Source organism: Corallococcus sp. CA041A (genome assembly GCF_003612075.1).
GTDB classification, from domain to species: domain Bacteria; phylum Myxococcota; class Myxococcia; order Myxococcales; family Myxococcaceae; genus Corallococcus; species Corallococcus exiguus.
Map to the genome: position 1 here is coordinate 1 of NZ_RAWF01000245.1, position 15,115 is coordinate 15,115.

The 15,115-nt window shown below is 69.2% G+C and carries 16 protein-coding genes; 10 read left to right on the plus strand and 6 right to left on the minus strand.

Annotation, left to right across the window (positions count from 1 at the left end; genetic code table 11):
* The 5 genes from D7V77_RS32685 to D7V77_RS32705 form a co-directional block, all read left to right on the plus strand.
* Nucleotides 1–575 (plus strand): D-alanyl-D-alanine carboxypeptidase (locus tag D7V77_RS32685; RefSeq protein WP_199733929.1); only part of this gene is annotated, 575 nt, incomplete at its 5' end.
* Between the two features lie 37 nt (nt 576–612).
* The gene (locus D7V77_RS32690; RefSeq protein WP_120580197.1) at nt 613–2,793 is read left to right on the plus strand and encodes a prolyl oligopeptidase family protein; all 2,181 of its coding nucleotides are present in this window, start codon (nt 613–615) and stop codon (nt 2,791–2,793) included.
* 90 nt (nt 2,794–2,883) lie between these two features.
* Nucleotides 2,884–3,306: a hypothetical protein gene (locus D7V77_RS32695; protein WP_120580198.1), complete on the plus strand. Its 423-nt coding sequence runs from the start codon at nt 2,884–2,886 to the stop codon at nt 3,304–3,306.
* Nucleotides 3,307–3,362: 56 nt separating this feature from the next.
* Nucleotides 3,363–4,457: an alanine racemase gene (locus D7V77_RS32700; RefSeq protein ID WP_199733930.1), complete on the plus strand. Its 1,095-nt coding sequence runs from the start codon at nt 3,363–3,365 to the stop codon at nt 4,455–4,457.
* 152 nt (nt 4,458–4,609) lie between these two features.
* Nucleotides 4,610–5,779 (plus strand): right-handed parallel beta-helix repeat-containing protein, encoded by a 1,170-nt coding sequence (locus tag D7V77_RS32705; RefSeq protein WP_120580199.1) that lies wholly within the window; start codon nt 4,610–4,612, stop codon nt 5,777–5,779.
* 13 nt (nt 5,780–5,792) lie between these two features.
* Here the strand turns inward: D7V77_RS32705 and D7V77_RS32710 are convergent, their stop codons facing one another.
* Entirely contained in the window at nt 5,793–6,788 is a 996-nt protein-coding gene (locus tag D7V77_RS32710) for a hypothetical protein (protein WP_120580200.1), read from the minus strand.
* Nucleotides 6,789–7,001: 213 nt separating this feature from the next.
* On the opposite strand from D7V77_RS32710, the gene D7V77_RS32715 reads away from it, so the two are divergent.
* Nucleotides 7,002–7,898, plus strand: coding sequence for a cyclic nucleotide-binding domain-containing protein (locus D7V77_RS32715; RefSeq protein WP_120580201.1), 897 nt, complete (start codon nt 7,002–7,004; stop codon nt 7,896–7,898).
* 43 nt (nt 7,899–7,941) lie between these two features.
* Here the strand turns inward: D7V77_RS32715 and D7V77_RS32720 are convergent, their stop codons facing one another.
* Both D7V77_RS32720 and D7V77_RS32725 read right to left on the minus strand, forming a co-directional pair.
* Nucleotides 7,942–8,316, minus strand: a complete 375-nt coding sequence (locus D7V77_RS32720; protein WP_233597375.1) for a hypothetical protein — start codon at nt 8,314–8,316, stop codon at nt 7,942–7,944.
* Nucleotides 8,317–8,549: 233 nt separating this feature from the next.
* The gene (locus D7V77_RS32725; protein WP_120580202.1) at nt 8,550–9,137 is read right to left on the minus strand and encodes a YdeI family protein; all 588 of its coding nucleotides are present in this window, start codon (nt 9,135–9,137) and stop codon (nt 8,550–8,552) included.
* 103 nt (nt 9,138–9,240) lie between these two features.
* Here D7V77_RS32725 and D7V77_RS32730 point away from each other — a divergent pair, with 103 nt between their 5' ends.
* Complete coding sequence (locus D7V77_RS32730) at nt 9,241–9,987, plus strand: hypothetical protein (RefSeq protein WP_233597374.1); 747 nt, start codon at nt 9,241–9,243, stop codon at nt 9,985–9,987.
* Here the strand turns inward: D7V77_RS32730 and D7V77_RS32735 are convergent, their stop codons facing one another.
* Nucleotides 9,988–10,995, minus strand: coding sequence for a DUF4105 domain-containing protein (locus D7V77_RS32735; protein ID WP_120580204.1), 1,008 nt, complete (start codon nt 10,993–10,995; stop codon nt 9,988–9,990).
* 188 nt (nt 10,996–11,183) lie between these two features.
* On the opposite strand from D7V77_RS32735, the gene D7V77_RS32740 reads away from it, so the two are divergent.
* Nucleotides 11,184–11,411 (plus strand): MbtH family protein, encoded by a 228-nt coding sequence (locus D7V77_RS32740; RefSeq protein ID WP_014397734.1) that lies wholly within the window; start codon nt 11,184–11,186, stop codon nt 11,409–11,411.
* 61 nt (nt 11,412–11,472) lie between these two features.
* Here the strand turns inward: D7V77_RS32740 and D7V77_RS32745 are convergent, their stop codons facing one another.
* A complete protein-coding gene (locus D7V77_RS32745; protein ID WP_043321786.1) occupies nt 11,473–12,159 on the minus strand; it encodes a response regulator transcription factor in 687 nt (228 codons plus the stop codon).
* A gap of 485 nt (nt 12,160–12,644) precedes the next feature.
* Here D7V77_RS32745 and D7V77_RS32750 point away from each other — a divergent pair, with 485 nt between their 5' ends.
* Together D7V77_RS32750 and D7V77_RS32755 are read left to right on the plus strand one after the other, a co-directional pair.
* Nucleotides 12,645–13,415, plus strand: coding sequence for an RDD family protein (locus D7V77_RS32750; RefSeq protein WP_199733931.1), 771 nt, complete (start codon nt 12,645–12,647; stop codon nt 13,413–13,415).
* A gap of 1 nt (nt 13,416) precedes the next feature.
* Entirely contained in the window at nt 13,417–14,427 is a 1,011-nt protein-coding gene (locus D7V77_RS32755) for a stage II sporulation protein M (RefSeq protein ID WP_120580205.1), read from the plus strand.
* On the opposite strand, the gene D7V77_RS32760 is transcribed toward D7V77_RS32755, so the two are convergent.
* Entirely contained in the window at nt 14,343–14,858 is a 516-nt protein-coding gene (locus tag D7V77_RS32760) for a J domain-containing protein (protein WP_120580206.1), read from the minus strand. The genes D7V77_RS32755 and D7V77_RS32760 overlap by 85 nt on opposite strands.
* Between the last annotated feature and the right edge of the window lie 257 nt (nt 14,859–15,115).

Sequence of the window (15,115 nt, forward strand, 5' to 3'; positions counted from 1 at the left end):
CCATGCCGTCGCCGCTGGTGGAGTTGATCAGCCCGCCCCTGTCGGAGCTGGTGCGCGTGACGAACAAGGAGAGCCTCAACCTGTACGCGGAGCGGCTGGGCATGCGCTTCGCTCGCGAGCGCACCGGCCAGGAGGGCTACGTCGCGCTGCGCACGGCCCTGGTGGCGGAGCTGGCGCGCCGGGGCGTGCCCACCAAGGACCTGCGTCCCGTGGATGGCAGCGGCCTGTCCCGCTACAACCTGGCGTCGCCCCGGGGCATGGCGCGCGTGCTGCTCACCAGCCTCCAGGAGCCGTATGGCGCCGCGCTGGTGGACAGTCTGCCGGTGCTGGGCGTGGACGGGACGCTGGCGGGCCGCAAGACGACGCAGTCCACCGCGGGCCGCATCCGCGCGAAGACGGGCACGCTCACGGGCCAGAAGTGCTTCGTGGGCGTGGCGGAGCGGCCGAACGACACGGAGCACCCGCGCGTCGTCTTCGCGCTGATGCTCGGCAACATGGACGAGGGCACCAAGCCCAACGCCAACGAGACCTTCGACACCTTCTCCACCGCCCTGGTGGAGCTGCCCCTGCGATGAGCGTCCCGCAGGGAAACACCCGCATGCGAGGTGAACCATGAAGTCCAGAATCGCAGTCACGACCGCAGCGCTGCTGTTGCCGCTCGTGTCCGGAGCCGCGGGGAAGGCTCCCGCGAAGCCCGCCGCCGCGGAGAAGCAGCCCGTGGAGACGACCTACCACGGAACCGCCGTGGCGGACCCCTACCAGTGGATGGAGTCCGCCACGGAGCCGAAGGTGCAGCAGTGGACGGACGCGCAGAACGCGTTCACGCGCTCGTACCTGGACAAGCTCCCGGGCCGCGAGCCCTTGCGCCAGCGCATCACGGAGCTTTTGTCCTGGAAGTCGCCTTCCTACGGCGGCCTGGACGAACAGGGCGGCACGCTGCTGGGGCTGAAGTTCCAGCCGCCCAAGCAGCAGCCCACGCTCATCGTGGTGGGCTCGCTGGACGACACGTCGAAGGAGCGCGTGCTGGTGGACCCCACGCAGGTGGACACGTCCGGCAAGACGACCATCGACTGGTTCCAGCTGTCGCACGACGGCAAGAAGGTCGCCGTCTCCATGTCCAAGGGCGGCACGGAGAGCGGTGACGTGTCCGTGTGGGACGTGGCCACGGCGAAGGCGATGGCCAACGAGCTGGTTCCGCGCGTCAACGGCGGCACGGCGGGCGGCAGCCTCGCGTGGAACGCGCAGGGCACGGGCTTCTTCTACACGCGCTACCCGCGCGGAGAGGAGCGTCCGCCCGTGGACCGCGAGGTGTACCAGCAGGTGTACTTCCACACGCTGGGCACGCCCACGGAGAAGGACACGTACGCGCTGGGCAAGGACTTCCCGCGCATCGCGATGACGGACCTGGAGTCCAGCGACGACGGTCAGTACACCTTCGCGCGCGTGGCCAACGGCGACGGCGGCGAGTTCGACCTGTACCTGCACGGCCCCAAGGGCACGTGGACGCAGGTGGCGAAGTATGCGGACAAGGTGGTGTCGGCGCGCTTCGGCAGCGACGGCGCGGCGTACCTGCTCAGCCGCAAGGACGCGTCGAAGGGCAAGGTGCTGCGCCTGCCCCTGGCCACGCCCACGCTGGACAAGGCGACCGTGGTCGTCCCCGAGGGCCATGCGACGGTGCAGGCCGTGGTGCCCACGAAGGGCCGACTGTACCTGCTGGAGCAGCTGGGCGGTCCGTCGCAGCTGCGCATGGTGGACCTGACGGGCAAGGCGCTGGGGCTGGTGCCCACGCTGCCGGTGTCGTTCGTGGGCGGCCTGGTGCGCCAGGGCGCGGACGACCTGCTCATCGTCAACGGCAGCTTCACCCAGCCGGCCGCGTGGTTCCGCTTCACGGCGGCGGACGGCAAGGTGACGAAGACGGCGATGGCGCGCACGGCGCCCATCGACATGAGCGACGTGGAGGTGGTGCGCACGGAGGCCACGTCCAAGGACGGCACGAAGGTGCCGCTCTCCATTCTGAAGAAGAAGGGCACGAAGCTGAACGGGAACAACCCCACGTGGCTCACCGGCTACGGCGGCTTCAACGTGTCCATCAACCCGGGCTACAGCCCGCTGACGGGCATGTGGCTGGAGCAGGGCGGCGTGTTCGCGGTGGCGAACCTGCGCGGCGGCTCGGAGTTCGGTGAGGAGTGGCACAAGGCCGGCTCGCTCACGAACAAGCAGAACGTGTTCGACGACTTCTACGCGTGCGCGAAGCTGCTGGTGGACCAGAAGTACACGCAGCCGAAGAAGCTGGCCATCCAGGGCGGCAGCAACGGCGGCCTGCTGATGGGCGCGGCGCTGACGCAGCACCCGGAGCAGTACGGCGCGGTGGTGGCGCGCGTGGGCATCTACGACATGCTGCGCACGGAGCTGACGCCCAACGGCCAGTTCAACGTGACCGAGTACGGCTCGGTGAAGGACCCGGAGCAGTTCAAGGCGCTGTATGGCTATTCGCCGGTGCACCGCGTGAAGGACGGGACGAAGTACCCGTCGGTGCTCTTCACCTCTGGCGCCAATGACCCGCGCGTGGATCCGTTCCACTCGCGCAAGATGGTGGCCCGGATGCAGGCGGCCACGGCGTCCCCCAAGCCCATCCTGCTGCGCGCCGACGCGGAGACGGGCCACGGCATGGGCACGCCGCTGTCCTCGCGCATCGAGGAGGAGGTGGACGTCTACTCCTTCGTCTTCAACGAGCTGGGCATGACGTACAAGCCCAACGCGACGAAGAAGGTCGCCGCGCCCGCGCCGCAGTAGCCGGGCTTCTACCTGCGCCCGTCCTCCGAGTCCTTGCGGCTCGGAAGACGGGCGTTTCTTCTTTTGGGTTTCGTGGCAGCCTCCCGCCCCATGAGCCCGCTCATCCCCTACTTCATCCTCTCGCCCGTGGTCGCGGGCGGCCTCGCGTGGTGGACGCTGACCCGGCTTGGAAAGAAGCGGAACGCGCGCGCGAAGGGCTCGCTGGACGCGGTGGTGACGCGGCTGAAGGGGCAGAAGGTGCTGGGCGCGGTGGACCTCGTCGTCCAGGACGTGTCCTGGTCCGGGGAGACGGAGCTGTCCCCGCAGAACTGCCGCATCCGCGTGGTGATGGGCGGCCAGGACGCCAGCACCATTCCGCCGCGCTTCGAGGTGGAGAGCGCGCCCGGAGCCCCCCGGCCCCCCGCGGAGGTGCTCGCGGCGCTGCGCGTGCTGGATGCGCAGGCGACGGAGGCGCTGAAGGGCGGCGGCTGGAGCTGGCAGCGGCCCACGGTGAGCTTCGACCCGGTGGCGTAGCCTCGCGAACGCAAGTCCAGGGATTCGGATGACGGGTCGAGGAGCGCGGTGCCAGCATGCGCCGCATGTCCTCGTCCTTCCTCGACAGCCTCGACACGCCCGCGCCGCTCGTGGACCTGGACCGCGTGGAGCGGAACCTCCAGCGCGTCACGGCCTATGCCCGTGAGCACGGCCTGCGCTGGCGCCCCCATACGAAGACGCACAAGACCGAGGAACTGGGCGCGATGCAGGTCGCGGCGGGAGCCTCTGGCGTCACGGTGGCCACCCTCCTGGAAGCCGAGGTCATGGCGGCCGTGTCCGACGACGTGCTGCTCGCGTATCCGCCGGTGGGCGCGCGGAAGCTGGCGCGGCTGATGGCCCTGCCCTCGCGCGTGCGACTCACCGTAGCGCTCGACTCCCTGGAGGTGCTGGAGGGGCTGGCGCGCGCGGCGCGGGATGTGGGGCGCACCGTGGGCGTGCTCGTGGAGGTGGACCTGGGCATGCGCCGCGTGGGGCTGCGCTCGCCAGACGAGGCCTTGGCCCTGGCGCGCGCGGCGTCGTCCACGTCTGGGGTGGCCTTTCGCGGGCTGACCTTCTACGCGGGCCACATCCGCGTCCCCCAGGCGGAGCTGCCCGCGGTGATGCAGTCCCAGTCCGATGCGGTCGCGACGTTCGTGGACGCACTGAAGAGCGCGGGTCTGCCGCCGGAGGTGGTCAGCGGCGGCTCCACGCCGACGCTCTGGCAATCCCATACCGTGAAGGGCCTCACGGAGATCCGTCCCGGCCTCAACGTACTCAACGACCGCAACGCAGCCGTCATCGGTGCGTGTGATTGGACGGAGTGCGCCTACTCCGTCCTGGCCACCGTGGTGAGCACGGCCGTGCCGGGACAGGTGGTCATCGACGCGGGGGCCAAGGCGCTGGTGAAGGAGGAAGGGCTGGCGCCGGGCTATGGCGTCCTGCTGGACCGGCCGGAGGTCGTGGTGAAGAACCTGTCGGAGGAGCACGGCCTGCTGGACGTGTCCGGCACGACGTGGCGCCCACGCATTGGCGAACGGGTGCGCGTGGTGCCCAACCATGTCTGTGTTTCCGTCCCGCAGCATGCGCGGCTGCACGTCGTGCGGGGTGACACGCACGTGGCCACGTGGGAGGTCGCGGCGCGCGGCTGGTGACAGACAGTCCTGGCGCCTGACGGTCCCGACCCGCAGTGCATCCAGACTGTCACCTTCCGGCGGGTGCGCTGCTCCTCACAGGCGGGAAGCCGATAACGGCACCATGTCTAGCCTTTTCCGATCGCCGGAAGGACCTCCGGCCGGGAGGCGGCATGCACAAGGCTGGGGGCTTCTTCGTCACAATGGCCATCGCGGGACTGTTCCTGGGAACGCCCCCGGTGCTCGCGGCGGACAGGGAGTCGCTCGACGCCCGGTTCCAGCAAGCGAAGCCTGTCGGATGCGAGGTCCACTGTGGCGACGTCATCACCCAGCACACGAAGCTCACGCATGACCTCTCCTGCCCGGGCACGGACGAGCCCGCGCTCCGCATCGAAGGTGACGGCGTCGTCCTCGATCTGGGTGGCCACACCGTGCGCCGCTCGAGTCCGGTCCAGCAAGACACCCTGGGCATCGTGGTCACCAGCAACAGCATGGTGCGCAACGGCACGATTCGCGGATTCGCAAGAGGCATCCAGACCGACGAAGGCACCTACCTGCGGCTGCACGAGCTCACGTTCGCCGACAACGGCACCGCCATCTACAACTACTTCTCTACCAGCTACTTCCTCATCACGAATTCGCGCTTCATCGGCAATGACGTCGGGTTGGCAAGCGAGATCGACGCGTCCATCGGTACGTTCGACGTGAGGTCGAGCCACTTCGAGAACAACTACCTCGGAATCTACCTGGATACCCATGATGCCGACGTCCGCGATTCGACCTTCACGGGGAACGAGATCGGCATCTACTGCTTCGCCGGCAATGTCCGCGTCCGGTCGAGCAGCTTCGCGCGGAACGAGGCCGTGGCCAGCACGACCGTGCCTATCGGGGGCCGCGATATCTGCAATGTGTTCCGTTTCGAGGACACGCTCATCGCGGACAACGCGTCGTTCGCCCCCACGGCGACGCCCATCTGGAATGTGGTCCAGCTCGACATGATCAACAACTGGATCGTGGGCAATGACAATGGGCTTACAGCCGGCTCATTCCAGGTCTACGTCCAGGGCAACACCTTCTGGGACAATGCGGGCGGGCTGACTTTGGAAGACACTCCCATTGTCGGCAGCCCACAGACCGGCATCGTCCGTGCCAACCGGTTCCTACGGAACGGCGGTGACGGCCTCCGCGTCCTGCCGGCCAGCACGCCCACGGTGATTGGCAACGTGGCCCTGGGCAACACGGGCTGGGGCATCCACGCGCCTACCGCCTTCGACGGGGGCGGCAACGTCGCGCGGGACAACGGCGCGGGTGACTGCGAGGGCATCGTCTGCGCCCCGTACTGACCCCGCCACACGCTTAGGAGATGCGCCTCAGTTCCTGCGTCAGCAGCTCCTCCAGGTGCCGGATGTTCCGGTAGACAAGGCACCGGTAGCTGGACACGTCGAAGCGCAATTCCTTCACGTCGCGCACCAGCAGCAGGGTGGGCTTGCCGCGCCCCCAGGCATAGCCCACCTCCAGATAGACATTGGGATTCGCCAATGACAGGTCCGCGATGACGACCTTCGCGGTGTCGATGCGGTCCCGGATGCGCTGGATGATGGGCCCGTCGAAGACGGCCTGGTCCACCCGCTCGCACAGGAGCCCCGCCGCCTTCACGGGGTTCAGGATGCCGTAGTGGTAGGTGTCCTCCAGCTCCTGTGCGAAGGGCATCGCCACGAAGGCATGGGGCTTCTCGTGGGAGTTCGCGCCCGCGGACGCCATGGGCGGTGCCTGGACGAAGCGGGACGTCCGCCGCACGCGGAAGCCCGTGGCCCCCATCAGCGGCTCCACGCCCGGCGTGAGCCCCAGCCCCAGCGCCATCGCCTTGCGCAGCCGCTCCACGCGCTTGGGGTTCAGCTCCACCACCGTGATGCGCTCCAGGTCGCGGGGACCACTGCCGCGCTGGAACGCGTCCACGAAGCCGCCCACCAGGGCCAGCACGGCCTCGTCCTCGTCCAGGCCGTAGTTGGGGCCGTGCACCGTGCACGCGAGGTGACGCACCTCTTGCCGGGGCTCCAGCAGCTGGAGCGCGCGCACGGAGAACTGGCGGATCTCGTGGTAGCCGAACTGCCGCAGCCGCACCGTGCCCAGGAAGAGCACCCACGGGGCGCCCAGGCTCCGGCGCGACTCGATGAAGCGGTGGTCCCCGGGGAGCAGGTCGAAGGCATCCATGGCCACGCCCGCCCCCTCCAGCCGGCGCGCCACCGCGCCGTCCGCCCCGTGGAAGCCCTGCGCGTACTTCAGCAGCACGGCATCCGCGGCCGTCTCGCCCACATCCCCCAGGTCCACCACGACGTCCAGCGTGTCTCCCATGAGCCCGGGACTGTAGGGCGTCCCGGTCCGCCCACGCCATCCCTGGCGCCCGTCCCGCCGCGTCAGGTGGGATGAACCCAGACGTGGCGAACGCCCGTCAATCCCTGCTCAATGACGCCTCCTGCCCGCCTGGCTCTCTTTCAGGCCGCCTCCGCGCTGCCTGTGAAGCGCTTCACAGTTTCCGCCCGGGCGGGCCGGTAGCATTTGCGAACCATGTCCCTGTTCGCGCGCCTGCAGGCCCTGCTGTCCGCCCACCCGTCCGCCCCGGCCCCGGAAGCCGGACAGACGCCCGCAGCCGCCGCGGCACCTTCGGCGGCGACCAGCGCCGCGGCGGAGACGGAAGGCGCTCCCGCGCCGCCGCCCGTCTGCACACGCTACCTGCCAGCGGGCCAGGTGGTGGTGCGCGAGGGCGACCCGGGACACTCGATGTTCGTGGTGCTGGAGGGCCGCGTCGCGGTGCTTCGCGGCGGCGACCACGGCGGCAACACGGAGGTCGGCCGCATGGGGGCCGGCGAGTTCTTCGGGGAGCTGGCGCTGCTCACCGGCACGCAGCGGACCGCCACCATCGTGACGGTGGAGGACGCCGTGCTGCTGGAGCTCACCCAGGCTGGCGTCCGGGAGCTGGGCAAGGATTACGGCGTGAAGGGGGAACAGATGCAGGTCGCGGCCCGGGAGCGCCTGCTCGCGGACGCGCTGCGCAGCAACCCGCTCATCGCCGCCCTGCCACCTGAAGTGCAGCATGAGTTGGGAGATGCCTTCGTCCCCTGCACCGTCCCCGCGGGAGAGACGCTGCTCACCCGGGGCCAGCCGGGTGACGCGCTCTACGTCCTCCTCCGGGGCCAGTGCGAGGTCTTCCACACGCACAGCGACGGCCGCCAGTCCGCCTATCCCAAGCTGGAGGAAGGCGCCCTGTTCGGGGAGATCTCCCTGCTGCGCAGCCGGCTGGCCACCGCCACCGTGCGCACCGTGACGCCCTGCACGCTGCTCAAGCTGGAGCGCGACGTGTTCAAGAAGGCCTTCCTGGGCCAGCCCGACCTGCGCGGCGCCCTGGTGCGCCTGGGCCTGGAGCGGCTCAAGCACACCATCGAAGTCATGGGCGAAACGAAGTAGTCCGCCGTCCCGCGCAATCCCAGACATGATGAAGCGCTGGGTTCTACCGCAATGCCTTTCGGGCACCGGTGGACCACAGCGCCCAGGCCATCAGCACGGGCTGGAAGAACAGCCGGACCAGGCGCTTCCGGTCCGTATCCAGGCCGAACGCGGAGAGGCGCTTGTCGTACTGATGCAGGTTGCCGGGGAAGACCGCCGCGAAGAAGGCCGCCAGTCCCAGCCCCAGGGGAATCCGGTGGCGCTTGTCGAAGAGCAGGGACAGCCCGAGGCCGATTTCGACCACGCCGGAGAGCAGGACGACGAGGTCCTTGTCCATGGGAACCCAGTCCGGCACCTGCGCCTGGAAGGGCCCTCGCGCGAAGGAGAGATGGCCTGTGCCGGCGCCGACCATGAACGAGCCCAGCACCCCACGCCCCACGTTCTGCAAAGGCGTTGTCCTGGCTTCCTGCAACACGGTCACCTCCGCTCCAGTTCAATTCCAATCGTTGGAAGGTGAGGTGGCGAAGTGAAGGATGCAATCCAGGGGTGAGCCCGCCTTCACGCTAGGGGGACGGGCAAGAGGGCACGAGCCCCCGCCGCGCGGCGTCCTCCAGGTCCGCGCGCACCTCATCACGGGCAGAGCGCATCCTGCCGTAGCAGGTCGTCGCTGCGTCAGCCGTGGAGCGTCTCCCCGGCCTCCAGCATCGCGACGAACTTCTCCAGCCGCCGAGTCCGCGTCTCCGGCTTCTTCGCGTCATGGAGCCGGAAGAGGATGGCGTAGCGGTTGGCGCTCTTGAGCGTGGCGAAGACCGCCTTCGCCTTCGGGTTCTTCTCCAGCGCGAGCGTCAGGTCCTCCGGCACCTCCATGGTCCTCTGCCCCGCGTACGCCGCCTCCCAGCGGCCATCCGCGCGCGCGGACTCCACCTCGCGCAGGCCCGCGGGCTTCATGCGCCCGGAGGCGACCAGGGCCTCCACCTTGCCGCAGTTGATCTTCGACCACTTGCTGCGCGGCTTGCGCGGCGTGAAGCGCTGGAGCCAGTACTCCGCGTCGAACGCGCCCTTCTGCCCATCAATCCAGCCGTAGCAGAGCGCCACCTCCAGCGCCTGCGCATACGTCACGGACGGGATACCGGACTCGAACTTGGCGAGCTTCACCCAGACGCCCGGCGCGTCGACGTGGTTCTTCTCCAGCCACTTCTCCCACGCCTTCTCGGACGCGAAGGGCACGACGGGGAGCTCCTGCTTCGCCTTCGCCTTCATGCGGTGCAACGCCTTTCCCTGTCCCGCGCCTCGCGCCGGGTTCCTGACAATCCCACTCTATCGGCGGAAGGCAGCCCGGACGGAAGCGGTTATGAAACACGCCATGGCTGAAACCCCCCACGCTCCTCCGCCGAACGCCGTGCCGCCCTCGCTCGCCCGCGTGGCCTTCCACGCCGTGGCAGCCGGGCTCACCCCGCTCATCCCCGTGCCCTTCCTGGACGACTACGCCCTGCGTCAGGTGCGCGAGCAGTCCGTGCGAGACCAACTCAAGGAGCGGGGCCTGAAGGCGCCAGACAAGGCCGTGGCGGTGCTCGCCGGCTCATACGACGCGCGCAGTCTGGGCGGACGGCTGGTGTCCCATCTCAAGGCCGTGGCGCTCTTCCCCGTGCGCAAGGTGTTCCGCAAGGTCTTCTTCGTCCTCTGGGTGAAGGACTGCGTCGACCTGACGAGCGCATGCCTCCACCACGGATACCTGCTGCACCACGCGCTGGAGCGAGGCGACCTGGACGCGGCCTCACTCCAGACAGATGCGCCCAGCGAGGTGCAGGCCGCCATCATCGCAGCCTGCTCGGAGATGGACGCCCGGCCCGTCAACCAGGCGCTGCGCCGCATCTTCCGCGGCAGCCGGGTGCTGCTGGCCGAGGCCACGCGCGTCTTCCTGGATCCGAAGCGCGGCCCCCGCGTGCCCGACCCGAAGACCGAGAACGCGGAGGTGAGGTCGCTCACCGACCAACTCCTCCAGGAACTGTGGGAGGAGCGTGGCTACTTCACCGCGCTGGAGGCTCACTACGACAAGCACCTGAAGCGCGACCGCATGCCCGAGGAGCCCCGGGCCGCGACGGGGACCTGATCACGGCGCGGGCGCGGCGGCGGTCTCCAGCGGCGCGCGGATGCGGGCGGAGAAGTCGTCCCGCCCCTGCGCGGCCAGCGCTCGCGCGTTGATGTGGTAGCGCTGGCGGACCTGCTCCAGCGGCGCGTCCGTGTCGATGATGCCCAGCTCGTACGCGAGCGCATCCGAGAATGCCGGCATCAGCGTGCGGTGGTCATACGGCACGTTCTTCGTGGCCACCTTCTCGAAGTGGCGCACCAGGTTGGTGGTGCAGTTGCTGGTGAGCGTGTCGTAGAACTCCGGCTGCGTGTGCAGCCCGTTCATCCGCTGCACCATGTCCATGAAGAACGCGGTGATGCGCTCCTTCGACGCGTTCACCGGATACACATAAACGTCGTCATGGCGGAAGTTGGAGCGCAGCTGCACCAGGTCCCGCTCGTCGCCCACGACGTAGGTGATTTCAAAACGGCGGAACAGGCCGCCCAGCGCGGAGAAGGTCTCGCCCTGCTCGCGCCGCACCTCCACGGAGAACACCACGTGGCGGCCATCCTGGAAGCCGAAGCTCACCATCGTGTGCGCGGCGCCGTAGAAGCCGGAGAACGGCTCCACGATGAACGACGCGTCCGTGAGCGCTGCCGTGTCGTAGGTGGCCGTGTACCAGGCGGGGTCCCAGTCCGTGGTGCTGCGGTAGCGGAAGTCGCGCACGTCGTGCAGCGTCACCTGCGTCCCGGCCGCCTCCGCCCACGGCGCCCGCACCAGGTCCGGCGCCCAATCCCGCGAGTTGGAGGGCTGGAACGTCCGCACCCACCCGTACACGGACAGACAACCCAACAGCATCACCGCCACGCTCCAGCGCCGCGAACGCCGCCGCCAGGCCGCCACCGCCAGGGCCACCAGGGCCACCGCGACGAGGCCCCGGGCCACGTGCGGTCCCTCCGTCCCCGTCCCCGTCAGGGCCAGGGCCAGCGAGGCCCAGACGCCCCCCACGAGGAGCACGAGCCCCGACACGGCGTTCTTCCAGATGCGCATGCGGCCGAGTATCCGCGCCCCACGTCGCTCGTGTCACGGACGCGTGTTGTGGGTGCAGCCCCGGCGGGCGGCCGGGCGCGGATCCGCCCTCCCAGGAAGGACCGGGATTTGTCGCAACCGCCTACCTTGACCGCTTTTCCCCGGGTGTGCGACGAAAGGGGGTCCCCAGCTTCCAGGAGTCACACCCCATGAGCGACGAACGCGAAGACACGACCGTTTACAAGGTCGTCGTCAACCACGAAGAGCAGTACTCCATCTGGCCCGCGGACCGTGAGAACGCGCTGGGCTGGAAGGACGCCGGCAAGCAGGGCCTGAAGGCCGAGTGCCTGGAGTACATCAAGGAGGTCTGGACGGACATGCGTCCCCTGAGCCTCCGCAAGAAGATGGAAGAGGACGCGGCCCGCAACAAGAACTGAAGGCCGCGTGCGCTTTCCACCGCGCCCTCCCCGCTTCAACGGGGAGGGTGAGCCGGCCCCGTTAGAGGTCCGGCGGAGGCCTGACGCCCAGGTGGCAGGCGCGCAGGGCAAGCTGGGTGCGGTTCTCCGCGCCCAGCTTGCGGTAGAGCTGCGTGACGTGTGACTTCACGGTGCGCTCGGCGATTTGAAGGTGCGCGGCGATCTTCAGGTTGTCCGCCCCGCCCGCCACGTACTGCAGCACCTCGCGCTCGCGCTGCGTGAGCAGCAACAAGACGCTCGCCGTGGGTGAGGTCACCGGCGGATGCTCGAAGTCGTTGCGCAGCAGTTGCACCGGGAAGAGGCGCTCGCCCCGCACCAGCGACTGCACCGCGGAGGACACCGCGTTCACGCCCAGCCCCGCGCGGAAGAGATACCCGGAGGCCCCTTCGTCGAAGCACTGGGAGATGACCTCCGGCGTGCTCACCGCGGACAAGAGCAGCATGCGCACTTCCAGCCGGCGCTTGCGGGCCTCTCGCAAGAGGTTGAGCCCCTCCGTCACGGAGCATCCGATGGCGGCTTCGCCGTCGCTCTCCACGTCGAGGATGGCCACCTGAGGTGGATCCGTGCCGAGCCCATCCAGGAAGCCGCGCACGTCGCGCGTCACCGAAGTGGAATGACCCTCACCCCGAAGCCCATCGGACAGGCCCTGCCAGGCCGCCCACGGTCCTTCGAGAATCGAAATACGAACTGCCGATTGATTCGCTGCCATGCGATGGCCCCCCAGCCGTCGTGGCGAATTGCTTTCAATGCTACCTGTCGACTTCAACCTGCCCCGGAGTCGGTGGAACCGCGGCGGAACTTCCGCCTGTGCTGAGCGTGCGAGAACCGCGCTTCAACTCCATCCGGGGGTCCTGTCACTGCTGCCCTGCGGACTGCGCCTGCGACTGCCGAACTGGCCCGTTCGGGCCAAACCTCCTTTTTCGTTTCAAGCAAATCCAGCCAACCGAGACCCTAACATCATCCAAGGCCTCATGCGAACGGACCCGCGCAGGACTGTCAATTGCGCACGGAACGCATGGAAATCCAGGGCCTCGTCCGTCAGGTCGTGATCGATGTCGCCCCAGGGACATACGTTCCGCGTCCACATTCGGATGTTTTACTCGGTGTTTCGTCCAATGCCCGGGCAGGGACGCCCGCATGCGCGCGGATGGCGCGTCCTGGATGGCAAGGGCGTATGCTGTGCGTCCCGCGCGCATGACTCCCTCCGCCCCCGCACCCCATGTCGACGTCGCCACGCCCGAGCGGGTGGCCCTGTCCCTGCCCGTGGCCGGCATCGGCTACCGCTGTCTCGCGTGGCTGGTGGACGCGAGCCTGCTGTTCTTCTTCTGGGTGGCGCTCTACTTCGTCATCACCCTGCTGGTGTCCGACGTGCTGGGGGCGTTCCAGGCGCTGTCGGGGCTCACGCAAACACTGCTCGCGGTGGGCCTCTTCGCCACGCAATGGATGTACTGGACGCTGGCGGAGGTCTTCTTCCATGGACAGACACCCGGCAAGCGCGTGATGCACATCCGGGTGGTGCGCGAGGATGGCTCACCGGTGGGCTTCTTCGAGAGCGCGGTGAGAAACCTGTGTCGCGCGGTGGACTTCCTGCCGGTGCTCTACGCCACCGGTTGCATCACCATGCTGCTGGACTCACGCCACCGCCGGTTGGGAGACATGCTCGCCGGCACCGTGCTGGTGCGTGAGGAGGCCATCGACCTGGACAAGTACACGCAGGCGCCCGCGGTGGACGCTCCGGCCGCTGACGCGGGCGTGCAGCGCCCCCTGAACGCGGAGGACGTGGAGCTGGTGCTGGCGTTCCTTTCGCGCTCGCCCGGCCTGGAGCCGGACGTGCGGCGGCGGCTGGGCACCAGGCTGGTGGACCGCGTGGGCGCATCCCTGACGGACGAGGAGCGCACGCGGGTGCTCCAGTCGCCGGAGGCCACGGAGGCCTTCCTGCGCACGCGCGCGAAGGCGGTCCACTGACATGGCCACGCCCCTGCCCACGTTCGTCACGCGGCGCCGGCCGGACTGGGACGCGCTCCAGTCCCTGCTGACGCGCCAGCGCGCGGGCCGCTTGATCCTGGCGGAGCTGCGCACGCTGGACACGCTGTACCGGCGCGCGGCCGCGGACCTGGCGCAGGCGCAGACGTTCTATCCAGGCACGGACGCGCACCGGTTCCTCAACCAGCTGTGCGCGCAGGCGTATGGCGCCATCTACCAGCCGCCGCGCGAGCGCTGGGCCTCCACGCGCGACTTCTTCCGGCGGGACTTCCCCGCCACCCTGCGCCGCGAGGCGCGCTTCGTGGGCGTGAGCGCGGGCCTGCTGGTGCTGGGACTGCTGCTGGGCGCGCTGGTGGTGACGCTGGAGCCGCGCGGCGCGGAGCTGCTGGTGCCGGAGGGCGTGCGGCGCTACGTGGCGCAGGGGCGCATGTGGACGGATGATTTGTTGTCCGTGGCGCCGCCCAATGCCGTGGCCTCCGGCATCGCGACCAACAACCTCACCGTCACGCTGTTCGCGTTCGCGTCCGGCATCCTGCTGGGCGTGGGGCCCATCTTCACGCTCGTGAACAACGGCGTGCTCATTGGCGCGGTGGGAGCGCTGTGCTTCCGCGAAGGCATGATGACGGGCTTCCTGGACTTCATCGCCGCGCACGGGCCCGTGGAGCTGTCCATCATCGTCATCGCGGGCGGCGCGGGGCTGATGGTGGGCCAGGCGCTCATCGACCCCGGCGAGCTGCCGCGCGCGCAGGCGCTCCAGGCGCGCGGGCGTGAAGCCGTGAAGCTGGTGGTGGGCTGCGCGCCCTTCCTCGCCGGTATCGGCTTCGTGGAGGGCTTCATCTCCCCGGGCCACCTGTTCCCCACCTGGGCCAAGGTGGGGCTGGGCCTGTCGCTGGGAGTGCTCTTCTGGCTCTACCTGTTGCGCGCGGGCAGGACGGACGCGGGCGTGGCGCGCGTGGACGTACCGGACGCCATGGCCTCCAGCCGCTTGCGCTGACGGTGCTTGAGGATGCGCTCGTAGGCGTCGTTGACCTCGCGCATCTGCTCCGCGGAGCCGCCCCGGTCCGGGTGCCGCTCCAGGGCCAGCGCGTGGAAGCGCGCGCGAATCACGTCCGGCGTATCCAACGGCGACACGCCCAGCGTCTGGTACGGGCACTGCTCCTGGACGGCGGAGAGCCACTTGTCCAGGCGGTCCTTCACCTCCACGAAGCGCGCGTCCGCGTCCGCGGTGTCCTTCACCGGGTGCGTGCGCATCTTCGCGTCCGCGCGGAAGACCTCGCTGTAGGTGCTGGACACCCAGCGGTGGCACGAACCACACCGGTAGTACTTCACCCGGGTTCCGGGCTGGAGTGTCATCATCACGCCGCAGTGGGTGCACTCCACCGTGACGTTCTCCAGTGTCTGCCAGCTCGCGACCGCCGCACTCATGGTGACTTCGTCCTCCGTTCGCAACACGCCTGTAGCACCGGCAAACTCCCACAGCCGGCGATCCCGTCAAGAAAATGTCGCGAACGACCCGGGGGGTCCCTCCGGCGCGCTGCCGGGCTTCCCGGGATTCGGGTAGAACGAGGCCCATGCGACCGCTCCTCGCCGCCGCCCTGCTCCTGACCGCCGCCGCGCACGCCCAGGCCCCGTCGGCCCCCCCGGCCGCGGCGCCCAAGGCCGCCCCGAAGCCCGACAAGGCC